At 74.2% G+C, this 22051-nt stretch carries 23 protein-coding genes; 13 read left to right on the forward strand and 10 right to left on the reverse strand.

From position 1 onward, the window contains the following. Positions 1 to 57 precede the first annotated feature (57 nt). Positions 58 to 954, forward strand: coding sequence for an SGNH/GDSL hydrolase family protein (locus ACZ501_RS02940; protein ID WP_468792048.1), 897 nt, complete (start codon positions 58 to 60; stop codon positions 952 to 954). 100 nt (positions 955 to 1054) lie between these two features. On the opposite strand, the gene ACZ501_RS02945 is transcribed toward ACZ501_RS02940, so the two are convergent. Then, positions 1055 to 3520, reverse strand: a complete 2466-nt coding sequence (locus ACZ501_RS02945; RefSeq protein WP_468792051.1) for a beta-glucosidase — start codon at positions 3518 to 3520, stop codon at positions 1055 to 1057. A gap of 159 nt (positions 3521 to 3679) precedes the next feature. On the opposite strand from ACZ501_RS02945, the gene ACZ501_RS02950 reads away from it, so the two are divergent. Further along, positions 3680 to 4255: a TetR/AcrR family transcriptional regulator gene (locus ACZ501_RS02950; protein WP_361601127.1), complete on the forward strand. Its 576-nt coding sequence runs from the start codon at positions 3680 to 3682 to the stop codon at positions 4253 to 4255. A 47-nt stretch (positions 4256 to 4302) separates the two neighbouring features. Continuing rightward, a complete protein-coding gene (locus ACZ501_RS02955; RefSeq protein ID WP_468792054.1) occupies positions 4303 to 5016 on the forward strand; it encodes a carbon-nitrogen hydrolase family protein in 714 nt (237 codons plus the stop codon). Between the two features lie 19 nt (positions 5017 to 5035). Here ACZ501_RS02955 and ACZ501_RS02960 read toward each other — a convergent pair whose 3' ends face one another. After that, positions 5036 to 5374, reverse strand: coding sequence for a winged helix-turn-helix transcriptional regulator (locus tag ACZ501_RS02960; RefSeq protein ID WP_362459903.1), 339 nt, complete (start codon positions 5372 to 5374; stop codon positions 5036 to 5038). A 98-nt stretch (positions 5375 to 5472) separates the two neighbouring features. Between ACZ501_RS02960 and ACZ501_RS02965 the strand changes: the two genes are divergently transcribed. Together ACZ501_RS02965 and ACZ501_RS02970 are read left to right on the forward strand one after the other, a co-directional pair. Then, positions 5473 to 6396, forward strand: a complete 924-nt coding sequence (locus tag ACZ501_RS02965; protein WP_468792057.1) for an NAD(P)-dependent oxidoreductase — start codon at positions 5473 to 5475, stop codon at positions 6394 to 6396. Between the two features lie 42 nt (positions 6397 to 6438). Next, positions 6439 to 6915: a GNAT family N-acetyltransferase gene (locus ACZ501_RS02970; protein ID WP_361601139.1), complete on the forward strand. Its 477-nt coding sequence runs from the start codon at positions 6439 to 6441 to the stop codon at positions 6913 to 6915. 31 nt (positions 6916 to 6946) lie between these two features. Here the strand turns inward: ACZ501_RS02970 and ACZ501_RS02975 are convergent, their stop codons facing one another. From ACZ501_RS02975 to ACZ501_RS02985, 3 genes are all read right to left on the reverse strand, one after another. Beyond that, positions 6947 to 7858 carry an EI24 domain-containing protein gene (locus ACZ501_RS02975; protein WP_468792060.1) on the reverse strand — a complete coding sequence of 304 codons (912 nt, stop codon included), beginning with the start codon at positions 7856 to 7858 and terminating at the stop codon, positions 6947 to 6949. 77 nt (positions 7859 to 7935) lie between these two features. Beyond that, positions 7936 to 8361 carry an organic hydroperoxide resistance protein gene (locus ACZ501_RS02980; RefSeq protein ID WP_361601145.1) on the reverse strand — a complete coding sequence of 142 codons (426 nt, stop codon included), beginning with the start codon at positions 8359 to 8361 and terminating at the stop codon, positions 7936 to 7938. Positions 8362 to 8426: 65 nt separating this feature from the next. Continuing rightward, complete coding sequence (locus tag ACZ501_RS02985) at positions 8427 to 9449, reverse strand: NADP-dependent oxidoreductase (protein WP_361601148.1); 1023 nt, start codon at positions 9447 to 9449, stop codon at positions 8427 to 8429. 95 nt (positions 9450 to 9544) lie between these two features. On the opposite strand from ACZ501_RS02985, the gene ACZ501_RS02990 reads away from it, so the two are divergent. Continuing rightward, entirely contained in the window at positions 9545 to 9967 is a 423-nt protein-coding gene (locus ACZ501_RS02990) for a MarR family winged helix-turn-helix transcriptional regulator (RefSeq protein ID WP_361601151.1), read from the forward strand. A 12-nt stretch (positions 9968 to 9979) separates the two neighbouring features. Here the strand turns inward: ACZ501_RS02990 and ACZ501_RS02995 are convergent, their stop codons facing one another. Next, a complete protein-coding gene (locus tag ACZ501_RS02995; RefSeq protein WP_361601153.1) occupies positions 9980 to 10675 on the reverse strand; it encodes an SCO2400 family protein in 696 nt (231 codons plus the stop codon). 78 nt (positions 10676 to 10753) lie between these two features. Between ACZ501_RS02995 and ACZ501_RS03000 the strand changes: the two genes are divergently transcribed. Continuing rightward, positions 10754 to 11380 carry a hypothetical protein gene (locus ACZ501_RS03000; protein ID WP_468792063.1) on the forward strand — a complete coding sequence of 209 codons (627 nt, stop codon included), beginning with the start codon at positions 10754 to 10756 and terminating at the stop codon, positions 11378 to 11380. Positions 11381 to 11389: 9 nt separating this feature from the next. On the opposite strand, the gene ACZ501_RS03005 is transcribed toward ACZ501_RS03000, so the two are convergent. Then, positions 11390 to 12103 carry an esterase/lipase family protein gene (locus tag ACZ501_RS03005; protein ID WP_468792066.1) on the reverse strand — a complete coding sequence of 238 codons (714 nt, stop codon included), beginning with the start codon at positions 12101 to 12103 and terminating at the stop codon, positions 11390 to 11392. A 221-nt stretch (positions 12104 to 12324) separates the two neighbouring features. Between ACZ501_RS03005 and ACZ501_RS03010 the strand changes: the two genes are divergently transcribed. The 3 genes from ACZ501_RS03010 to ACZ501_RS03020 all read left to right on the forward strand — a co-directional run bounded on the left by ACZ501_RS03010 (position 12325) and on the right by ACZ501_RS03020 (position 16372). After that, complete coding sequence (locus ACZ501_RS03010) at positions 12325 to 13362, forward strand: rod shape-determining protein (protein WP_361601162.1); 1038 nt, start codon at positions 12325 to 12327, stop codon at positions 13360 to 13362. Further along, positions 13359 to 14924 carry a sensor histidine kinase gene (locus ACZ501_RS03015; RefSeq protein WP_361601165.1) on the forward strand — a complete coding sequence of 522 codons (1566 nt, stop codon included), beginning with the start codon at positions 13359 to 13361 and terminating at the stop codon, positions 14922 to 14924. The genes ACZ501_RS03010 and ACZ501_RS03015 overlap by 4 nt, the downstream gene beginning before the upstream one ends. A 104-nt stretch (positions 14925 to 15028) precedes the next feature. After that, positions 15029 to 16372: a carboxyl transferase domain-containing protein gene (locus ACZ501_RS03020; RefSeq protein ID WP_468792069.1), complete on the forward strand. Its 1344-nt coding sequence runs from the start codon at positions 15029 to 15031 to the stop codon at positions 16370 to 16372. 59 nt (positions 16373 to 16431) lie between these two features. Here ACZ501_RS03020 and ACZ501_RS03025 read toward each other — a convergent pair whose 3' ends face one another. After that, positions 16432 to 17259 carry a helix-turn-helix domain-containing protein gene (locus ACZ501_RS03025; RefSeq protein WP_468792072.1) on the reverse strand — a complete coding sequence of 276 codons (828 nt, stop codon included), beginning with the start codon at positions 17257 to 17259 and terminating at the stop codon, positions 16432 to 16434. A 49-nt stretch (positions 17260 to 17308) separates the two neighbouring features. Here ACZ501_RS03025 and ACZ501_RS03030 point away from each other — a divergent pair, with 49 nt between their 5' ends. Then, entirely contained in the window at positions 17309 to 17728 is a 420-nt protein-coding gene (locus ACZ501_RS03030) for a cupin domain-containing protein (protein WP_468792074.1), read from the forward strand. Between the two features lie 46 nt (positions 17729 to 17774). Here the strand turns inward: ACZ501_RS03030 and ACZ501_RS03035 are convergent, their stop codons facing one another. Beyond that, positions 17775 to 19028 (reverse strand): MFS transporter, encoded by a 1254-nt coding sequence (locus ACZ501_RS03035; protein WP_362459871.1) that lies wholly within the window; start codon positions 19026 to 19028, stop codon positions 17775 to 17777. Positions 19029 to 19278: 250 nt separating this feature from the next. Between ACZ501_RS03035 and ACZ501_RS03040 the strand changes: the two genes are divergently transcribed. Further along, entirely contained in the window at positions 19279 to 20388 is a 1110-nt protein-coding gene (locus ACZ501_RS03040; protein ID WP_468792077.1) for a carboxylate-amine ligase, read from the forward strand. A 134-nt stretch (positions 20389 to 20522) separates the two neighbouring features. Here the strand turns inward: ACZ501_RS03040 and ACZ501_RS03045 are convergent, their stop codons facing one another. Then, complete coding sequence (locus ACZ501_RS03045; protein WP_361601183.1) at positions 20523 to 21509, reverse strand: helix-turn-helix transcriptional regulator; 987 nt, start codon at positions 21507 to 21509, stop codon at positions 20523 to 20525. A gap of 313 nt (positions 21510 to 21822) precedes the next feature. Here ACZ501_RS03045 and ACZ501_RS03050 point away from each other — a divergent pair, with 313 nt between their 5' ends. Then, positions 21823 to 22047: a hypothetical protein gene (locus ACZ501_RS03050; RefSeq protein ID WP_468792080.1), complete on the forward strand. Its 225-nt coding sequence runs from the start codon at positions 21823 to 21825 to the stop codon at positions 22045 to 22047. Positions 22048 to 22051: the final 4 nt, after the last annotated feature.

A 22051-nucleotide genomic window follows, 5' to 3' on the forward strand; every position in this document is an offset into this window, starting at 1 on the left:
CATTCACTCAGCAGGACGCCCCCGGAAGGACGCGGGGCGACGAGGGAGGACCACCCCATGCCCACCACCGCCGCCCGCCGTCTCGCGCGCCGGACGTCCGCGGGCGCGGGCGTGGCGGCGGCCCTCCTCGCCGCGACGGTCACGGGGTGTGACTCCGCCGGGCCGTCGGCCGGGAACGAGCGGGGAGGCCACTCCGCGCCCCGCTGGAACACCTCGCCCGCGTCGGTCGCCGCGGTGGGCGACTCCATCACCCGCGGCTTCGACGCCTGTTCGGTGCTGGCCGACTGCCCGGAGGTCTCCTGGGCGACCGGCAGCGATCCCGCCGTGCGCTCCCTGGCCGCCCGGCTGCTCGGCGACGCCGAGGTGCCGGCGCGCAGCTGGAACTACGCGGTGACCGGCTCGCGCATGGCGGACCTCCCGGGGCAGATGGCCTCGGCGGCCCAGCACAAGCCCGGCCTGGTCACGGTCATGGTGGGCTCCAACGACGCCTGCCGGCCGACGGCTTCGTCGATGACGCCGGTGGAGCAGTTCCGCGCCGACTTCGCGCGGGCCCTGAAGGACCTGCGGACGGCGTCGCCCGCGTCGCAGGTGTACGTGTCCTCCGTGCCCGACCTCCAGCGGCTGTGGGAGCAGGGCAAGGACATCCCGGTCGTGCGGCAGGTCTGGAAGCTGGGGATCTGTCAGTCCATGCTGGCCGACCCGCTGTCGGCGGAGGCCGTGGCGACCGCGCGCCGCGAGAAGGTACGGGCGCGGGTGGTCGAGTACAACGAGGTGCTGCGCGAGGTCTGCGCGGCCGACGCGCTGTGCCGCTACGACGGCGGCGCCGTCTTCCAGTACCCCTTCGGCGAGGAACAGCTGAGCCGCTGGGACTGGTTCCACCCGGGCCGGGACGGCCAGGCGCGGCTCGCGGAACTGGCGCACCGACAGGTGACGGCGGCCGCACCGCCTGGTTGACGCGCGGGGGGCCGGGAGCGGTGCCAGGGACCGCTCCCGGCCCGGTACACGGGTTGATTCCGGCCAATTTCACGCTACGGCGTGTCGCGCCGCCCGGCCGTCACAGGTCGAGGGTCGCCGTCAGCCGGGTGTCGGCGTGCGAGCGGCTCGCGCGGACCTCGTAGGTGCCGCCGATCCGCCGCCAGCCGCGCGCCTCCTCGTCCCAGACCTCGAAGGCCCGGGCGGGCAGCGCGATCTCCACCTCCACGCTCTCGCCGGGGCCGGCCTCGGCGCCCGCGAACCCGGCCAGCCAGCTCGCCGGACGCCCGGCCCGGTCCGCCACGGGCGCCAGGTAGACCTGGACCACCTCCCGGCCGGGCCGGGTCCCGGTATTGGTGAGGCGGACCCGGACCGTGTCGGGGGCCGCCTCCAGGGAGTCGTACGCCCAGTCCGTGTAGCCGAGGCCGTGGCCGAAGGGGTAGGCGGGGGCCACGCCCCGCGCCTCGTACGCCCGGTAGCCGATGAAGAGCCCCTCGCGGTACTCCAGCCGCCCGTCGGCGGGGACGACCTCGGTGACGGGCGCGTCGGCGAGGGAGGCGGGCCAGGTGGTGGGCAGCCGCCCGCCGGGCTCCGCCTTCCCGAGGAGTACGTCGGCCAGCGCGGCCCCGCCCTCCTGTCCGGGGAACCAGGTCAGCAGCACGGCGGCGACGTCCTCGCGCCAGGGGAGCTCCACCGGGGAGCCCGCGTTGACGACGACCACGGTGTTCGGGTTGGCGGCGGCGACGGCGCGCACCAGGTCGTCCTGGCGGCCGGGCAGTGCGAGGTCCCGCCGGTCGAAGCCCTCGGACTCCACCCGCTCGGTGGTGGCGACCACCACGACGGCCGTGTCGGCGGCGCGGGCGGCCCCGACCGCCTCGGCGATCAGCTCGTCGGCGTCGCGCCGCGGCCCGAGGTGGAGCAGGGAGAACAGCACCGCCCGCAGCGGCAGCGCGCTCAGGTCGGGGACCCGGTACGTGAGCGACACCCCGACCGGCTCGCCCTCGGTGAGGACGGTCCGGGCGCGCTCGCTCGGCGCTCCGAAGAAGGCCTCGAAGGGGTCGGCCTCGTCCCCCGTCTCCTGGACGCCCTCCCAGAGGGTGCGGCCGCCGACGGCGAGGGTGAACGCGCCGAGGCCGCGGGTGCCGAAGGCGTGCTCGCCGCTCTCGCGCGGCACGTACGTACCGGTGACCTCGATGGTGGCCATCGTCTCGTACGCGGCCCCCGCGGGCAGGTCGTCGCCGATCCACTGCACCTGCCCGCTCGGCAGGCTGCCCTCGCCGATGACGGCTCCGGAGGCGTCCCGGCAGACGGCGCGCAGGTCGAAGCCCTGGCCGGCGGGCACGAGTTCCCCGCTCGGGTCGGCGCCGACCGCGTAGGTCAGCGCGCCTTCGGGGAGCGCGGCGGCGAGTCCCTCCAGCGGTGACACCACCCGCTCGGGGAAGACGGTCGCCGACCCGCCGCCGAGGACGCGGGCGTCGCGGGCGGCCGCCCCGATCAGGGCGACGGTGCGGCCCGCGTCCAGCGGCAGGGCGCCGGCGTCGTTGCGTACGAGGACGCACCCGCGGGCGGCCAGCTCGCGGGCCAGCGCCTGCCCGTCGACCGGCGCGGGCGGTTCGGCGACGACGGCGGGGGCGCCCTCCAGCAGGCCCACGCGCGCGGCGAGCCGCAGGACGTTGCGCACGGCCCCGTCGACGGCGGACTCGGGGACCTCCCCGGCGCGCACGGCTTCGGCCAGCGCGGGCCCGTACACGGTCTGCGGGCCGGGCATGGCCACGTCGAGGCCCCCGAGGACGTCCCCGGTGGTGGAGCGGGCGGCCATCCAGTCGGAGACGTTGCATCCGTCGAAGCCCCACTCGCCGCGCAGCACCTCGTTCACCAGGTGCCGGTGCTCGGTCATGGTCGTGCCGTTGACCCGGTTGTACGCGGTCATGACGCCCCAGGGGCGGGCGCCCGTGACGATCGCCTCGAAGGGGGCGAGGTACAGCTCGCGCAGCGTGCGCTCGGCGATGACGTTGTCGACGGTGAAGCGCTCGGTCTCGGCGTCGTTGCCGACGAAGTGCTTGACGGTGGTGGCGACCCCGCCGTCCTGCACGCCCCTGACGTAGCCGGTGCCCATGGCGCCGGTGAGGCAGGGGTCCTCGGAGTAGCACTCGAAGTGGCGGCCGCCCAGCGGGGAGCGGTGCAGGTTGACGGTGGGGGCGAGGAGGACGTGCACGCCCTTGCGGCGGGCTTCCTGGGCGAGCAGCCGGCCCGCGCGGCGGGCGAGGGCGGGGTCCCAGGCGGCGGCGAGGGCGGTCGGGGAGGGCAGCGCGACGGAGGGGTCGTCGGCGGTCCAGCGCACCCCCCGGACGCCGATCGGCCCGTCGGACATCACCAGGGAGCCGAGCCCGATCCCGGGAAGGGCCGGCAGGGACCACATGTCCCGTCCGGCCAGCAGGCGGGCCTTGGTGTCGAGGTCCAGCTTGCCCAGTGCCGCTTCGACGGCGTCCTCGCGGGCCCGGTCGTCGCGGTCCTGGTCCTCGTCGTGTACCTGATCGGCATCGGTCACGGCCGTGCCTCCTCGTCGAGTGCGGTGCGGTGCGGTGCGGTGCGAACGGCCCCATCGTCGCGCCGACACCTGTAGAGTGGTAGGCGTTGTTATCATTTCGTGATGTGAGCATGCCGTACGGTCCTGCTGGCAGGTGTGAGCGGAAGGGGTGGTCCGGCGATGGCCAGGGCGAAGAGCGAGGAGCGGCGCGGCGAGATCGTCCGCGCGGCGGTCGAGGTGATCGCCGAGCGCGGCTACCGGGGTGCCTCCCTGGGCTCCGTCGCCGAACGCGTGGGGCTGACCCAGCAGGGCCTCCTGCACTACTTCCCGACCAAGGAGGCCCTGCTGGTCGCGGTCCTGGAGGAGCGCGACCGCTGGGACACCGGCGGCGGCTCGCGCACCGCCGCCGACGCCTGGCGCCTGGACCTGCTGGAGTCGCTGGTGGAGTACAACGCCATGCGCCCGGGCATCGTGCAGACCTTCTCGGCGCTGCTCGGCGAGAGCGTCACCGACGGCCACCCGGCCCGCGCGTTCTTCACCGACCGGTACGCGCAGGTGCGCGCGGAGATGGCCACGCTGCTGCGCGCCGAGTTCGGCGAGCGCCTCCCCTCCGGCCTCACCCCGGAGCAGGCCGCTCCGCTGCTGACGGCGGTGATGGACGGCCTCCAGTACCAGTGGCTGCTCGCCCCGGAATCGGTGGACATGCCCGCCGCGTTCCGCTCCTTCCTCACCCTGCTGAGGGGCCCCGGCGCGTAGCCGCGCCCGGGAGCCGCAGCTCCGGGAAGGGCTGGCATCCTGAGGCCGTGAAGATCGCCGCCGCCCAGCTGACCTGCGTCCCCGCCGACGTCACCGCCAACGCCGCGTACGCCGCCGCCCTCGCCGCCCGGGCCCGGGGGCAGGGCGCGGAGCTCGTGGTGTTCCCCGAGTTCACGCTCACCGGGTACGAGCTGGAGGCCCTCGCCGGGGACCCCGGCCTGTGGCTGGCCGACGCCGAGGACCCCCGCCTGGACGGGCTGCGCTCCGCCGGCACCGCCGTGGCCGTCAACGCCGCCCTGCGCACCGGCGGGCCGCTGCCCGCCATCGCGACGCTGGTGTACGACGCGGACGGGGCGCACGTGACGACGTACGCCAAACAGCACCTCTACCGGCACGAGCAGGGCGCCTTCGCCGCGGGCCGCACCGACGGCCGCTTCGCACTGGGCGGCCTGCGCTTCTCGCTGGGCGTCTGCTTCGACAACCACTTCCCGGAGCTGGCCGCCCGCAGCGCGGCCGACGGCTGCACGGTGCACCTGGCCAGCTCCCTCTACGGCACGGGAGACGGGCGGGCCGAGCGGGCGGGAATCCACCCCGGGATCGCGAAGGAGCACGGCCTGTACGTGGTCCTCGCCAACCACGTCGGCCCGGCGGGCCCGTGGACGGGCTGCGGCGGCGCCGCCGTATGGGCCCCGGACGGCACGCTGCTGGCCGAGGCCGACGACCTCGGCCCGGACGTCGTCACGGTGGAGATCCCCGCCTGAGGGCCGCGCCAGGCACCGTTCAGGCGGAGTCCGGCAGCAGGTGCTTGGTTCCCCACTCCCCCAGGGGCTCCAGGACCCCGTTCAGCTCCTCGCCGAGCGGGGTCAGGGAGTACTCCACGCGCGGCGGGACCTCGTCGTAGACCTCGCGGTGGACTATGCCGTCGTTCTCCAACTCGCGCAGCTGGGCCGCGAGGACCTTCTCCGACACCCCCGGGACGAGCCGGCGCAGCTCGCCGAAGCGGATGCGCGGACAGCGCTCCAGCTCCCACAGCAGCGAGACCTTCCACTTGCCCTCGATCACCGCCATCGCCGCGGCGATCCCGCAGTGGTCCGCCCCCGGTCGTCCTGTGACCGCCATCGCGCACTCCCCTCCCACCTGCTCGCTCACTTCGGGGTAACCACCCACCCCGAAGTGCGTACTTGAACGCCGCAACGCCCGCCACCAGGCTAAACGGCATGACCGACACACACGTGACGAAGCGTCCGCTCACCCTCCTCGGCACCGGTGACATGGGCACCGCCCTCGCCCGCACCTGGCTCGCCGCCGGGCACCCCCTGACCGTCTGGAACCGCACCGCCGCCAAGGCCGCCGCCCTGGCCCCCGAGGGCGCGGCCGTCGCCGCGGGCCCGGCCGAGGCCGTCGCCGCGCACACCCTCGTCGTGCTCTGCCTGCTGGACGACGCCAGCATCGAAGCCGCCCTGGAGGGCATCGACCTGACCGGCAAGGACATCGTCAACCTCACCACCGGCACCCCCGCCGAGGGCCGGGCGCGGGCCGCGTGGGCCGAGGAGCGCGGAGCCCGGTTCGTGGACGCCGGGATCATGGCGACGCCGGACATGATCGGCGCCCCCGGCTCCGGGGCGTACGTCTTCTACAGCGGCTCCCGCGCCCTCTTCGACACCCACCGGGCCGCCCTGGAGGTCCCGGCCGTCGCCCGCTTCGTCGGGGAGGACCCGGGCCACGCGGCGCTGCACGACGTGGCACTGCTCAGCGCGATGTACGGGATGTTCGCGGGCGTCTCGCACGCCTACGCGCTGATCGAGGGCGAGGGCATCGCCCCCGGGGACCTGGCGCCGCTGCTGTCCGAGTGGCTCGGCGCGATGGGCTTCTTCGTCGGCAACGCCGCCGAGCGGCTGAGCTCCCGGGACTTCACCAGCGGGGTGGTGTCCAACCTGGCGATGCAGGTCGCCTCCAGCGGCACGCTGCTGCGCACCGCCGCCGGCCAGGGGGTCAGCCCCGAGCTCATCAAGCCGTACCTGGACCTGATGCGCGAGCGGCTGGAGGCCGACCCGGCGGCCCACGCGGGCGAGGACACCGTCGGGGCGCTCACCCTGCTGCGGCGCCAGGGGCTGCCTGCGAAAGCCGGACTCCCCGGCTGAAGGTAAGAGGCACGAGGGGGCTGCGTTCCTATACTCGGGTGCATGCAACCCCTGACGGTTCGACGCGCCATCGAGCAGGACGCCGACGCCCTCACCGCGCTGGTCCATGCGTCCAGCGCCTACCAGGGCCGGTATGCCTCGGTGATATCCGGCTACCGGGTGACGCCTGACTACATCGCCCGGAACCTGGTCTTCACGGCCGTGGACTCGACGGGCCGACCGCTGGGCTTCTACGCGCTGGTGCTCGACCCCGCCGAGCTGGACCTGGCCTTCGTGTCGGACGAGGCGCAGGGGACGGGCATCGGCCGCCTCCTCATGGAGCACATGCTCGACCAAGCGGGGCAGGCGGGCTTGACCCACGTCCGTGTGGTGTCGAACCCGCCCGCTGAGCAGTTCTACCGGCGCATGGGGGCCGAACCGGTGGGAACGGTCCCCGCCTCCCCGCCCAAGGTGACGTGGGCGCGGCCGGAACTGCGGTTCACCGTGGCCCGTCAGGCGGACGTCACCACCACTCGCTGACCAGGAGCCCCGGTCCGCGGCCCGGCCGGGGTCAGCCCTGGCTGTAGGGGTTGGGGGTGCGGCCCTGGGGGCCCGCGCCGCCCTGGCCGGGGCCCTGGCTGTATGGGTCCTGGCCGTACTGATGCCCGTACGGGCCCTGCGCGCCGGGCTCGGAACCGGGCTGCCGCAGGTCGCCGTCCCCCGCGTCCCCGTCGTCGTCGGCGGAGTCGGCGCCCACCAGGTCCCGCGCCATCAGGGTCGCCCCCGCCACCGCCCCCGGCATCAGGAACACCGCGACCAGCGGGACCAGGAACGCCAGCACCAGCGGCACGCCGAAGCCCAGCGCCTGCGCCCGCCGCCCGCGCAGCAGGACCAGCTGCTCGGCCAGGTCCACCCGGCGCCGCTGGAGGGCGACGGAGGTGAGCTCCTGGGTGAGGAAGAAGCCGGAGACGCAGAAGCCGATCGCCGGCACCACGGTCTGCCCGATCACCGGGATGAACCCGAGGGCGAACAGCAGGATCCCGTACAGCACCACCCGGCCGAGCAGCCGCACGCTGTCCCGGCCCGAGATCCACAGGTCCTCCCAGAACGAGCGCCCGGACTCGGGGACCTCGCCGCCCTCGGTGCGGTCCACCTGCTCCGAGAGGGACTCGTAGAAGGGCTGGCCGACCAGCAGGGTCACGGCCGTGAAGGTGATCACCGAGAGGAAGAGCCCGAGGGAGACGACCACGGCGGTCAGGAAGCCGCGGAAGAGCCCGATCCAGGGCGAGGACCAGTCGGAGGCGAAGGGCGTGGCCCAGTCGACGAAGTCGTCGGCCCCGTAGAAGAGGCCGGCCAGCGCGGCGGCGTACAGCACCAGCGACACCAGGCCCGGCAGCAGGCCGAAGCCCAGCCAGCGGCCGTTCCGCAGCACCCATCGCTGACCGGCCAGCAAGTACCGGAAGCCCACCGCAAGATCACGCATGGGGCCAGTTTATGGGCCGGGAACGGCGGAGGCCGCACCCCCCGGGGGGTGCGGCCTGCGCGAGGCGTGCGACGCGGTCAGGCGACGTTCAGCTCGACCGTGATGTTGCCGCGGGTGGCCTTGGAGTACGGGCAGATCTGGTCGGCCTTCTCGACCAGGTCCTTGGCCGTGGCGGCGTCCACGGTCGGGATCGAGGCCGTGAGCTTGACGATGATGCCGAAGCCGTCGTCGTTCTTGCCGATGCCGACCTCGGCCGTCACCGTGGAGCCGGTGACGTCGACGTTCTCGTTGCGGGCGGCGACGCTGAGGGCACCCTGGAAGCAGGCGCTGTAGCCGGCGGCGAACAGCTGCTCCGGGTTGGTGCCGGCGCCGCTGCCGCCGAGCTCCTTCGGCGGGTTCACGACGACGTCGAGCTGGCCGTCGTTGGTGGCGACGCGGCCGTCACGGCCGTTCTCGGCGGTGGCGACGGCCGTGTACGCGACGTCGGTCTGCGTGATGGACATGAAGAACTTCCTCCAGATGAATCGCCGCGATGCGCGCCCACGATCGCGACGGTCGTGGAGTGAGCCTAACCCGTGAAAGAAACGATCATCTTTCCGGTGTTCTCTCCGCGCAGCATTCCGAGGAAGGCGTCGGTGGCGTTCTCCACGCCCTCGACGACCGTCTCGTCGTAGCGGAGCTCGCCGGAGGCCAGCCAGCCGGCCACGTCCTTGACGAACTGCTGCTGCATTCCGTAGTGGTCGCCGACGAGGATGCCCTGGAGGCGCAGGCGCTTGCCGATGACCATCATGAGGTTGCGCGGGCCGGGGGCGGCCTCGGTGTCGTTGTAGCCGGCGATGGCACCGCAGAGGGTGGCGCGGCCGTGGACGTTCATGCTGGTGATGGCGGCCTCGAGGTGGTCGCCGCCGACGTTGTCGAAGTAGACGTCGACGCCCTCGGGAGCGGCCGCGGGCAGCTGCTCGGCGACGGGGGCGTTCTTGTAGTTGAAGGCGGCGTCGAAGCCGTACTTCTCCGTGAGCAGCGTCACCTTCTCGTCCGAGCCGGCGGAGCCGATCACCCGGGAAGCGCCCTTGATCCGCGCGAACTGGCCGACGAGGCTGCCGACCGCACCGGCCGCGCCGGAGACGAAGACGGAGTCGCCCTCCTTGAAGGAGGCGACCTCGAAGAGGCCCGCGTAGGCGGTCAGACCCGGCATGCCGAGCACGCCCAGGTAGGCGGAGAGCGGGGCGAGGGAGGCGTCGACCTTGGCGGCGTGCTGCGCGTCCACCTCGGCGTACTCGCGCCAGCCCAGGTGGTGCAGGACGTGGTCGCCGACCTCGAAGCCCTCGGCGTTGGAGGCGACGACCTCGCCGACCGCGCCGCCCTGCATCGGCTCGTCCAGCTGGAAGGGCGGGATGTAGGACTTGGTGTCGTTCATCCGGCCGCGCATGTAGGGGTCCACGGACATGTGGAGGTTGCGGACCAGGATCCGGCCGGCGGCGGGCTCGGCGGAGACGGGTACCTCGCGCAGGGCGAAGTCCTCGGCCACGGGCCAGCCCTGCGGGCGGCGGACGAGGTGCCACTCGCGGCTGACGGCGGGGATCTGAGACATGAGGGACTCCTGGGAGAACGAAGATTACTTCAGGACGTGAAACAACCATGCGCCTGGATATTTCATGTTGTCAAGTAAACGGGTACCCTGGAGCCATGCCCAGTCGTCGCGCAGACCCAGTCACCCTCGAGGTCGTCGAGCTCATCGGCGATGTCGTGGCCCGCTACCACATGGAGTACGAGGAAGCGGCCGCCCGCCACCAGCTCACCGGCGCCCAGGCCAAGGTGCTGAACATGCTGTCCCTGGAGCCGCTGCCCATGCGGCGCATCGCGCAGAAGCTGCGCTGCGAGCCCTCGAACGTGACCGGCATCATCGACCGGCTGGAGACCCGCGGCCTGGTCGAACGCCGCCCGGACCCGGCCGACCGCCGGGTCAAGCTGGCCGCGCCGACCGAGGGGGGCGTCGAGACCGCGGAGCGGCTGCGCGAGACGCTGGACTTCGCGCGCGAGCCGCTGGCCGGCCTCTCCTCGGAGGAGCGCACGGCGCTGCGGGACCTACTCAGGCGCATGCTGGCCTGAGCCGGCCCGTCGTCAGCAGAAGACCCAGAGCACGCAGGTCTCGGTGGGCGTCGGCTTCGGCTTCGTCGGCCTCGGCTTCGTCGGGGACGGCTGAGGGGGCTGCGCCGTGCCGGTGGGGCCCGGCGCGGGCTGCGCCGGCTTCGTCGGCTTTACGGATGTCCCGCCGCCGGTACCGCCCTGCGACGGCTCCCCCGACCCGGAGGCGGAGGCGCTCCCGCTCGCCGAGGGCTGCGCGGTCCCGCTCGGGCTGCCGCTGGGCCGGGCCGACTTCCCCGCTCCCCCGGATCCCTTGCCGGACGGCAGTGCCGCCGGCGCGGCGGGCCCGCTGGGCAGCGCGTCCGGCTGCTCCGGACCGGAGTCGGTCAGCACCACCTTGTCGGCCCGGTCGGCGCCCTCGTCGTCCGTCACGATCCGGGCCACGGCTATCGAGCCCCCGGTCGCGAGCACCAGCCCCAGCCCGAGCGCGAGCACGCCCCGGCCCCGTCTGCGGCGGCTGGCCGCGCGCTTGCGGCTGCCCGCACGGCCCTCGTGGGGGCCGGACAGCACGACGAGTGAATCCGCGAACACCTCGGCCAGCGCGGGCTGCGGCTCGTGGGCGGGCGTCGCGGCGGCCGGTCCGGCCGCGGCCAGGTACTGGGCCGGGGTGCCGCAGCCGGCGCACGCGAGTGCTCCGTTGAGATGCCTCTGACAGGCGGGGCAGTAGTTCATGGCGCCCGCAGGCTATGCGGTCCCCGGCAACATAAGCATTCCGGGAACGTAAGGATCCTGTGTGGAATCGTTACGTCCATGACAGCGACGCGGAATCCGGGGCGTCCGGGGGCCTTCGGGCCGACCGCCTTCCAGCTGGTGCTGCTGCGCAGGATGGCGGACTTCCAGCCCGGCCTCGCCGAAGAGGCCCGGCTGCGGCTGGGCGCCACGCTCGCCGAGCAGCGGGAGGCCAACCGGCGCTGGCAGGCGATGATCCGCTCGCCCCGGTCCCGCGGGGCCCTCGCGCGCTACCGGTCGGTGCTCGGGCCGCCGGAGTCCGCGGAGCGGCGCAGCATCGGCGACCTGGAGTGCGAGGCCCTGCTGTGGCCGGTGCCGCTGTGGCCGGAGCTGCGGTTCGAGGTGCTGGCCGCGCCGGACGGGGCGGTGTGGAACGAGTGGCTGGTGCGGGCCCCGGGCGTGCGGGGCCCCGTACTGGAGACGGCCGGGGACCTGCGGCCCTGGTCGGCGACGGTGGACGAGGTGGCCCGGGCCTTCGCGCCGGCCCGGCCGATGGAGGGCACGGCCCCGACGCGCTGGCGGCTGGCGTTCACCGCGTCGGACCGGCCCCTGGTGGCGGAGTTCACGTACGGGCTGCTCCAGCGGGTGCAGGAGGGCCCGGGATGGGGAGCGTGCGTGCCGGGCCCCACCGGCCAGGGGGGTCAGTGACGACCCGGTCTAGCTGCGCAGGAAGGCGCGGACGCCGGCCGAGGTGGCGTCGTCACCGAGGAGGTCGTTGTGCTTCAGGCAGCCGGCCGGGGTGTTGAGGGCGCCGGAGAGCGGGACGCTGCTGTCGGGGTTGACCACCTCGTCGCACTCCGACCAGAAGGTCGCGTACTTCACCGCGCCCGGGGTCTCGTCGCCCGAGGCCAGGTTCTTCGCCACGTACGACCCCGGGGTCATGTCCCGGCACGCCTGGTCCCACAGGGCGCAGGTCCAGGCGGTGGACGTGCCGTGGTTGGGGCCCGCCAGGGAGACCCAGTGCTCCACCGTCGCGGTGCCGCCGCCGAACTTGACGTACCAGCGGCCGACGAGCGAGCCGAAGGAGTGCCCCACGAGGTCCACGCGGGCGGCGCCCGTCTCCCGCAGGATCTGGTCGACGTAGCCGGCGAGCCTGCCGGAGAGCACCTCGTTGACGGACTGGTGGGTGTCGTAGCCCCAGGAGAACAGCTCCGCGTCCGTGTACCCGTCCGCCCTCAGGTCCTCGCGCAGGGATCCCCAGACCCCCGGGTCCGCGTTGTAGCCGTGCACGAAGACCACCGGATTGCGGGCGGCGGCCGCCCGGTGGGGGGCCTCGGGCGCCGCCCGGTCGGCGGCCTGGGCCGGCAGGGGTGCCAGGAGGGTGAGGCAGAGGGTCAGGAGCGCCAGGAGTTTCTGGCGGGGCGTCAGCATCGGGTCCCCTTTACCTTGTTACGTACGGGTAGCGCGGATGGTGCGCGCATGCTGCTGCCTGTCGGTACAGAAATCCACCCCCGTGCAGCACCCCTCACCCGTACGACACACCACGGCCGGAGCATTCCAACGGGCGATACGACCCATTTATCCGACAAGATGTGAAAGCGATCGGCGGCCGCCGGTCTCATCCTGCGTCAGCGCTCTCGGGAGGATCTGCCGTGACCGTCAGTCTGGAGCAGTTGCGTCGCTGCCACGTCGCCGTCGACCTGGGAGCCGCCAGGACCCGCGTCTACGTCAAGGGAGCCGGACTCGTCGTCGACGAGCCCAGCGCCGCCGCGGTCAACACCCGCACCGGCGCCCTCATCGCCGTCGGCACCTTCGCCGAACGCATGACCGGCCGCACACCCGACTACATCCGCGTCGTGCGCCCCGTCTCCGGCGGCACCGTCGTGGACATCGAGATGGCCCAGCGCATGCTGCGCCACCTGCTCGGCGAGAAACTGCGCCGCGCCCTGCGCCGCAAGCCCCGGCTGCGCGCCGCCGCCTGCACCCCGCACGACGCCGACCCGCTCGCCCAGCGGGCGGCCGTGGAGACCATGGTCGGGCTCGGCGCCCGGCGCGTCGAACTGGTCGACACCCTGATCGCGGCGGCCGTCGGCTGCGGCCTGCCCGTGGAGCAGCCGACCGCGACGATGATCATGGTGTGCGGGGCGGCGGCCACCCAGATCGCGGTGCTCTCCCTCGGCTCGATCGTCACCGCCGAACGGATCCCCGTCGGCGGCGAGGCCATCGACCACGCCGTGGTCCAGCACCTGCGGCACGCGCACGAACTGATGCTGCCGAGCCAGGCCGTACGCCCCCTCCAGCTGGCCCTCCACGGCAACGGCATCACCCCCGACGGCCCGGCCTCCACCCTGATCCACGGCCGCGACGTGGCCACCGGACTCGCCCGCTCCGTCCACGTGGACACCGCGGCCGTGCGGGACGCCATCCACACCCCGCTGACGGCCGTCCTCGACGGCATCGGCAAGGTGCTGCGGGACTGCCCGCCCGACCTGGTCGCGGACCTCACGGACCGGGGGATCATGATGGTGGGTGGCAGCGCCCGGCTGCCCGGCCTCGACCAGATGCTGCGGGACTCCACCGGAATGCCCGTCGCCATCGCCGAACGGCCCGACGTCTGCGCCGTGCTGGGACTCGGCGCGATGCTGGAAGGGAAGATCGCCCCCATGGTCCTCAACCCGCTGGCCGGATGACCCTGGACGAACCCGGCGGCGCCGGCGCGCCCTCGAGCCTCCCGGTGCTGCTGGAGGCGGTCCTCAGCGTCGGCTCCGAACTGGAACTGCACACCACCCTCCAGCACGTCGTGGACTCCGCCACCGAACTGTGCGGGGCCCGGTACGGAGCGCTCGGGGTCGTCGACCCCGAGCGCGCCCGCCTGACCCAGCTGTTCACCGCCGGGATGACCGGGGCCGAACGGGGCGCGATCCCCCGGCTGCCGGACGGCCGCACCGGCCTGCTCGGCGCCCTGATCAGCGACCCCCGGCCGCTGCTGCTGGACGACCTGACGAAGGACCCCCGCTCGGCGGGCTTCCCGCCCGGCCACCCGGCCATGCGCAGCTTCCTGGGCGTGCCCATCCGCGTCCACACCGAGGTCTTCGGGAACCTCTACCTCACCGAGAAGCGCGGCGGCGGCCCCTTCACGGACGAGGACCTCGCGCTGATGCGCGTCCTGGCCTCGCAGGCCGGCATAGCGATCGGCAACGCCCGCCTGTACGAGACCGCGCGCCGCCGCGAGCGCTGGATCGAGGGCGCCGCCGCCGTGACCACCACCCTGCTGGCGGGACGCCCGGCCGCGGACGCCCTGATGTGCGTGGCCGAACGCGCCCGGCTGCTCGCGGACGCCGCGGCGGGCGTGGTGCTCCAGCCCACGCCGGAGGGCGGCATGGAGATCGTGGCCGCCTCCACGCACGGGGACCCCGGCGACCTCGTCGGCACCGCCATCGCCCCCGGCTCCCCGGTACTGGAGCAACTGCTGGGCGGCGAACCGGTCTTCATAGAGGACTCCGCCACCGACCCCCGGATGACCACGCACGTGCGGGAACGCTTCGGCCCGAGCATGATGCTCCCGTTGCAGAGCGGCGGCCAGCTGATCGGCACCCTCGCCCTGCCGCGGGCCCGGGGCGGGCAACCGTACGACGCGGTGGACCGGCTGCTGGCCTCCCAGTTCGCCTCCCAGGCCGCGCTGGCCCTGGTCCTCGCGGACGCGCAGCACGACCGGGAGCAGCTGGCCGTCTACGAGGACCGCGACCGGATCGCGCGCGACCTGCACGACCTGGTGGTCCAGCGGCTGTTCGCCACCGAGATGATGCTGGAGAGCACACGGCGGCGGTCGTCCAACGCGGCGGCCGGGGACACCGTCGGCGAGGAACTGAGCCGGGCCGTGGACGAGCTGGACTCCACCATCCAGGAGGTCCGCACCGCCATCTTCGCCCTCCAGCAGCCGCCGAGCGACGCCCCGACGACCTTCCGGGGGCGGGTGCTCCGCGAAACCGGCGGAGCCGCCGTCCTCCTCGGCTTCCAGCCGTCGGTGCACTTCGCGGGGGCGGTGGACGCGCTGCTCCCGGACCCGGTGACGACGGCACTGCTGTCGACGCTGCGCGGCGCGCTGGCGGCGGCGCACCGCCGCAGCGAGGTCACGTCGATCGAGGTGGAGGTCGACGCCACCCCCTCCCGCGTCCGCCTGACGGTCGCCGACGACGGCCGCACGGAGGCCGGCACCCGGGGCACGACGGTGGTGTGGGAGTCGGCGCTGTAGAGGGCGCGCGGAGACCCGATCCCCACCAGTCGCCGAAAAGGCAGGAGCCGTCCCCGGACGGCATCGGCAGCGCACCCCGGGCCCCCACGGCCTAGGGTGGCCCGGTGACGACCCGTCTCTCGGCCCGTGCCGCCATCGCCGCCCTCACCGACCCCGGCTCCTTCGCCGAACTCCCCGCGCCCCGCGCGGAGTACCCCGACGACGGTCCCATCGGCTGGACCGGCTACGACGCCTCCCGCGCCCGCGCCACCGCGCGGACCGGCGAGCAGGAGTCCGTCGTCACGGGCACCGCCCTCATCGGCGGCCGCCCGGCCACCGTGATCTGCTTCGAGTTCGGCTTCCTCGGCGGATCCCTCGGCCGGCGCACCGGGGACCGGCTCGAGGCCGCGTACCGTCACGCCCGCGAGCAGCGCCTGCCGCTGGTCTCCCTGATCGCCACCGGCGGGTCCCGGATGCAGGAGGGGATGCTGGCGCTGACCCAGCTCCAGCGCGTGGCGCGGCAGTGCGTGCTCACCCGGGCCGCCGGGCTCCCGCAGATCGCGGTGCTGCGCGACCCCACCACCGGCGGCGGCTGGGCCACCCTCGGGGCGGGGGCCGATGTCGTGCTGGCGCTGCCCGGGGCGCAGGTCGGCTTCGCCGGATCCCGGGTGCGGCCGGCGGACGCGGATCCGGCGGCGTACACCGCCGAGGGGCAGTACGCCGCCGGGCACGTCGACGCCGTCGTCCCGGCCGCGGAGCTTCCGGCGGCCGTCGCGGACTGGCTGCGGGTGCTGGCCGCGCCCCGCGCCGCCACCGCCGTCGAGCCCCCGGCCGCGCTGGCCGCCGTATCGCCCCCGGAGACCGGGTGGGACGCCGTCCGGCAGGCCCGGCATCCCGACCGCCCGCGTGCGGAGGCGTACCTGGAGGCCTACTTCGAGCTGCGCCTGCCGTTGCGCGGTGACCGGGCCGGGGCGGCCGACCCGGGGATGCTGTGCGGGTTCGGCCTCCGCGAGGGGCGGGCGGTCGCGTACGCGGCCCAGTGCGGCACCGCGACCCGCCCGGCGGGCTACCGTACGGCGGCCCGGGTCATCCGCCTGGCGGACCGGCTCGGGATCCCGGTGCTGACCCTGGTGGACACCCCCGGCGCGGCCAACGACGCCGCCGCCGAACACGCCGGCGCCGGCCCGGCCATCGCCGACACCTTCGCGGCACTCGCGGAGGCCTCCGTACCGGTGACCACCCTGCTGATCGGCGAGGGCGGCTCCGGCGGGGCGCTCGCGCTGGCCGCGCCGGGAAACACCTGGGTCACTCCGGACAGCTACTTCTCGGTGATCGCCCCGGAACTGGCGGCGGCCATCCTCAAGCGCCCCGCCGAGGAGGCCCCCGCCACGGCGGACCAGCTGCGCATCCGGCCGCAGGACCTGGTGGCCCTGGGGGTGGCCCGGGGAATCGTTCCTCCCGCGCACTGATCCCGCCCGCTGATCCCTGGTCGGCGAGGTACAGCCCGGCCGTGATCGCGAGCTGCCGTTCACACGGGGCGGTTGCCGGCCGCCGGGCGGGCGAACCGCGCCGGGGTGGTCCCGACGTGGCGCGCGAAGTGCCGCGTCAGGTGGGCCTGGTCGTAGAAGCCCGCCTCCGTCGCCGCCCGGGCCGCCGGCATCCCCGCGAGCAGCAGCTCCCGGGCCCGTGCCACCCGGCGGCCCGTCAGGTAGGCGTGCGGGGGCAGCCCGTAGGCCTGGCGGAAGCTGCGGATGAGGTGGGTGGGGTGCGTGCCGCCCAGCGCCGCAGAGGCCTCTTCCAGGGTGACCCCCTCGGCGGCCCGCGCGTCCAGCAGCTCGCGCAGCCGTACGGCGGTTCGCGCGCGCGGCGCCTCGTACGGCATCGGCTTCCTTCCCCCCAGCCACCAGCGCAGCCGCTCCCCCACGAAGGCCAGCCGCGACTGCGCCTCCAGGGGGTCGGGATCCCGCAGGGCCCGGTGCAGGCCGTGTACGCGGCCGCGCAGCGCGGGGTCGGCCAGCAGCGGGGCGTCGACGGCGGAGCCGGTGAGGTGCTCGGGCAGCACCGAGGTGTCGAGGTACAGCACCCGCTTGCGGAAGCCCGTCTCGGTCACGGTCCGGCCGTCGTGGGCCACGCCGGGCGGAAGCAGGACGACGCTGTCCGAGACCCCGGCCCCGTACCGCTCGCGTTCGAGGGCGAAGCCCACCCGCCCGCCGTCCAGGATCATCAGGGCCCAGGTGTCGTGCACGTGGACGGGGTACGCGTGGTCCGTGAAGCGGGCGTGGAAGACCTCGGCGATGCCGGTGACCGGCGGCCGCCAGGCGGAGACGGTGCTGCGCGGGCGGGAGTCGGCGGACATGTCAGAAACGTACAAGACCGGCCCGCGGGGCAGGCGTGACGCTGTCCCCATGACACAGACAGCACAGACGACACAGACAGCGCAGACAGCGCAGACGGCGCCTTCGGCGCTGTGCGGCAAGGTCGACATCGCGGAGAAGCTGGCCGGGTTCACCGAGCAGTGGGCCCAGCGCACGATCGCCCGGGTCAACGACTACGAGGTGAAGGTGGCCAAGGTCCAGGGGGAGTTCGTCTGGCACGCGCACGACGAGACCGACGAGCTGTTCCTGGTGGTGAGCGGCACGCTGACGATCCACCTGCGGGACGGGGACGTGGTGCTCGGGCCCGGCGAGCTGTACGTGGTCCCGCGCGGGGTCGAACACTGCCCGGAGGCGGCGGAGGAGGCCGCGATCCTGCTCTTCGAACCGGCGGGCACCGCGAACACGGGCGCCCGGCCCGGCCCCCGCACCCGCCCCCCGGTCGAGGCGTAGCGGCGCTTCCCCGGCGGCGCCGGGCGGCGCCCGGGAAGGGTCCGGGCTATGCCTGTGGTGAGCGGGCGTCGTAGCGGGCGAAGCCCCGCCACCGCAGTGCGAGCAGCGCGAGCACCAGCACGCATGCCACCCCGCCCCCGGTGACCGCCGCCCCCGGCGAGACGAGGTCGGCGACCGACCCGGCGAGGAAGTCCCCGAGCCGGGGGCCGCCCGCGACGACCACGATGAACACGCCCTGCAGGCGCCCCCGCATCGCGTCCGGCGTCGCCGCCTGGAGCATCGTGCTGCGGAACACCATCGAGATGGTGTCGGCGCACCCGGCCAGCGCCAGGAAGACCAGCCCCAGCCAGAGGTTGCGCGTCAGGCCGAAGACGGCGATGGCCACCCCCCACGCCCCGACCGACAGCAGGATCGCCAGCCCGTGCCGCCGGATCCGGCCCTGCCAGCCGGAGAACAGCCCGCCCAGCAGCGCGCCCACCGCGGGGGCGGCCACCAGCAGGCCGACGGTCTTGGCGTCGCCGCCGTACCAGAGCACGGCGATGGCCGGGAACAGGGCCCTCGGGTGGGCCAGCACCATGGCCGCCATGTCGGAGAAGAAGGTCATCCGGATGTTGGGGCGGGTCCCGAGGAAGCGGAGGCCGTCCATGACCGAGGCCCGCCCCTTGCGGCCCTCCGGCAGCATCGCGGGCAGGCGCCACATCGCGTAGAGGGCGGCGATGAAGGTCACCGCGTCGATCAGGTACGCCGCCTGGTACCCCCACCAGCCGACGATCAGGCCGCCCAGCACCGGGCCCAGCATCGTCCCGGAGGTCATGGTGACGGAACCCAGCGCGTTGGCGGCGGGGAGCTGCTCGGGCGGCAGCAGCTTGGGGATCATGGCGGACCGGGCGGGCCCGTTCAGGGCGCCGCAGACGGCCTGGAGGGCGACGACGGTGTAGAGCAGCCAGACCCGGTGGTAGCCGAGCAGGGCCGCGGCGGCCAGGCCGGCGGACAGGACGGTGAGCCCGGTCTGGCTGTAGAGGCCGAGCTTGCGCCGGTCCACGGTGTCGGCGATGGCGCCGCCGTACAGGCCGAAGGCGACGAGCGGGACGAGCGAGAAGAGCCCGACCAGTCCGACGGAGAAGCTGGAGCCGGTGATCTCGTAGACCTGGAGCGAGATCGCCAGGGCCGTCATGGCCTGGCCCATCCAGGAGATGGTGCCGCCCACCCACAGCCGCCGGTAGTCGGCGGAGGTGCGCAGGGGGGTGAGGTCGGCGAATATGCGCCGTTTCGGTCGGGGAGGGGAGGCGGTACCGGTCACACGGGATGGTAACCGGACCCGGCTGGGGCCGCCCTGGAGCACGGGACGCGTGCACCCACGCGCACCGCCCTCACCACCCGGACCCGGCGCCCCAGGGCGGGGCCGGGCTTGCCGCTAACCCGCCACTGATACCCGACATTTGACCGGATCGACGTACCCTCCGGGCCTCCTGTTCCGCTCATGATGAAAAGACTCGTATGTCCAGGGAGGCGTAGTGATCGAACCTGGCAACAGCACAACGAGCACCACCGTGAGCGGCGTCCCCACCCCGCTCACGGTCGGCGTCGAGGAGGAGTTCCTGCTCGTCGACGCCACCACCTTGCGGGTGGTACCGGCCGCACCGCTCGTCCTCGCCACCGCCGCGGGGCTCCCGCAGCAGCTGCACCCCGAGGGGACCCGGTACCAGGTGGAGATCTCCACTCCGGTCGCGCATTCGGCGGTGACCCTGCGCGAGGAGCTCGCCGTCCTGCGGCGCACCCTCTCCGCGGCGGCGCGGGAACACGGCTGCCGGCTGCTGGCCGCCCCGTCGCCCGTGGTGGCGGTGGAGGGTCCCCTGCACCTGACCGACGACGAGCCGCGCCAGCGCGAGCAGCACCGGCGGTTCGGCGCGCTGACGGACACCCTGGTGAGCTGCGGCCGCCACATCCACATCGGCACCCTCGACGTGGACACGGCGGTGGCCGTGTCCAACCGGGTCAGACCATGGCTGCCCACGCTGATCGCGCTGGCGGCCAATTCCCCCTTCTGGGGCGGCCGGGACACCGGGCACTCCAGCTGGCGGGCGATGGCCTGGTCGGGCTGGCCCTCGGCGGGGCCGCCCCCGCACTTCCCGTCCACGGCCCACTTCCGGCGCTCGGTGCAGACCCTGCTCGGCTCCGGGGCGGCCCTGGACACCAAGATGGTCTACTGGGACCTCCGCCCTTCCGGGAACTGGCCCACGCTCGAGATCCGGGCGCCCGACATGTCCCCGGACATCGACACGGCCGTGCTCCAGGCAGAGCTGGGGCGCGCGCTGGTGGCCTCGGCGCTGCGGGCGATCGCCGAGCAGCAGCCGGATCCGCCCGTACGGGACGACGTACTGCGTCTCGCGCGCTGGCGGGCGGCGCACGACGGGCTGGAGGGCTTCGGCCTGGACCCGTACACGGGCGCGGAGATTCCGGCGGCCGACCTGGCGGAGGCGCTGCTCGACCTGGTCGCCCCGGACCTGGCCGCCGCCGGCGACCTGGACCACGCGGCGAAGACCCTGGGCGGGCTGCTGCGCGACGGATCGGGGGCCGCCCGCCAGCGTGCGGCGTTCGCCCGCCGCGCGGACCTGTCGGACGTACTGCGCTTCCTGGTGGAGGAGACGGAGAACTTCTAGGGAGTGCCGCCGCAGCGGCTCCGGCCGCCCGCAGGGCGGGGCCCACCGGCCAGGAGGGACTGCGACGACACGGCCTGGCGGCACGGCCGTGGCCGCGGGGCGCCCGCTCGGGGCGTCCGCGGCCGCGGCGCGTCTCAGAGCCAGCCGCGCTGGGCGGCGCGCAGGCCGGCCTCGAAGCGGCTGGTGGCGTTGAGCCGCTCCATCAGCGCGGACATCTGGCGCCGGACGGTGCGCAGGGAGACGCCGAGCCGCTTGCCGGCGGCCTCGTCGGTCATCCCGGAGGCCAGCAGCTTGAGCAGCTCCCGTTCGCCGGCGGTGATCCCGTCGTCGCCGGCCTGCTCGCGGGCGGCGCCGAGCGGGACGGCCTGCTCCCAGGTCTGCTCGAAGAGGCTGACGAGGGAGGCCACGATGCCGGGGGCGGTGGTGCACAGGGCGCCGAGCCGGGAGTTCGCGGGGTCGATGGGCACCACGGCGGTCTTCCGGTCGAAGATCACCAGACGGGGCGGCAGCACGGGGCAGGTGCGGACCTGCGCCCCGAGGTCGGTCTCCCACTGCACGTAGGCCAGGGTGGCCGGGTCGTTGCGGACGCTGTCCTGGTAGATCGACCGCAGCTGGACCCTGCGGCGCAGGGCGTCCTCGTCCAGCGGCCGCGAGGCGTCCAGGCTGGCCTGGGACTGCGCTCCGCCCGGCATGATGGAGAGGCATTCGACGGTGAGGTCCCGGGCGAGGACTTCCAGCCGGGACTGGATGGCGTCGAGGCCCACGAGCCGCTCGGCGCCGTCGGACTCGGTGTTGGGCCGCAGGCCCGCGTACTCCGCGACGGCGCGGGCCGCGGCCGCCTTGCTGGCCGCCAGCTCCTGCTGACGCCGGATCAGGTCTTCTTCCTGGCGGCGCAGGATCTGCTCGAGCCCCGCCTCCGGGCTGACGGCCCGCAGCCCGCCCGCCTGGTCCCGGGACGGAGTGAGCAGGTCGAGGTCGACGAGCCGGTCGAGCCCCTCGCGCACCTGCGCCTCGCTCAGCCCCAGCCGTTCCCCCAGTTCGGCCACTCCGCCGGTCGGATCGGCGAGCATCTCCCGGTAGACGGCCTCGACGAGCGTATCCAGTCCCAACGCTTCCAGCATGCTGTGCCCCCCGGCCTGTCGGTCACGGCGGACGACTTCCCGCCGATCTGTCTTGATCTTAAAGGTGCGCAGGTCGAGCCATAGGCGGTCTCTTTCGATCTTGTCGGATCGGGCGTGCGATCGGCACCAAGGTGCCTGACACCTTGGTGCCATAGGAAACCTCTTCTGCACCCATACGGCGGCCGCCAGGATGGTGTCCACCGGGACGGCGGGGCACGGAGCCCCACCCCAGGCCAGGGCCGAAAGGCCGGACCGGTGCAGCGCGCGCCCCACTCGCACCACACCGCAACCGCTCGTGTTCCAGGGGGATTCCATGTCTCGCACCGCTCGCCTGATCGCTGCCGCCGGCCTCACCGCCCTGCTGTCCGCCACCGCCGCCGTCGCGGTCACCACGGGCCCGGGCACCATCGGCTGGGACTCGGTCCAGGCGGCCACGGCCCCCGGAACCATCGGCTGGGACTCGGTGCGGGCGGCGGGTGCCCAGACGATCGGCTGGGACTCCGCGGCCACCGACAAGCGCACCATCGGCTGGGACTGACCGC

Source organism: Streptomyces sp. NPDC034085, assembly GCF_055575555.1.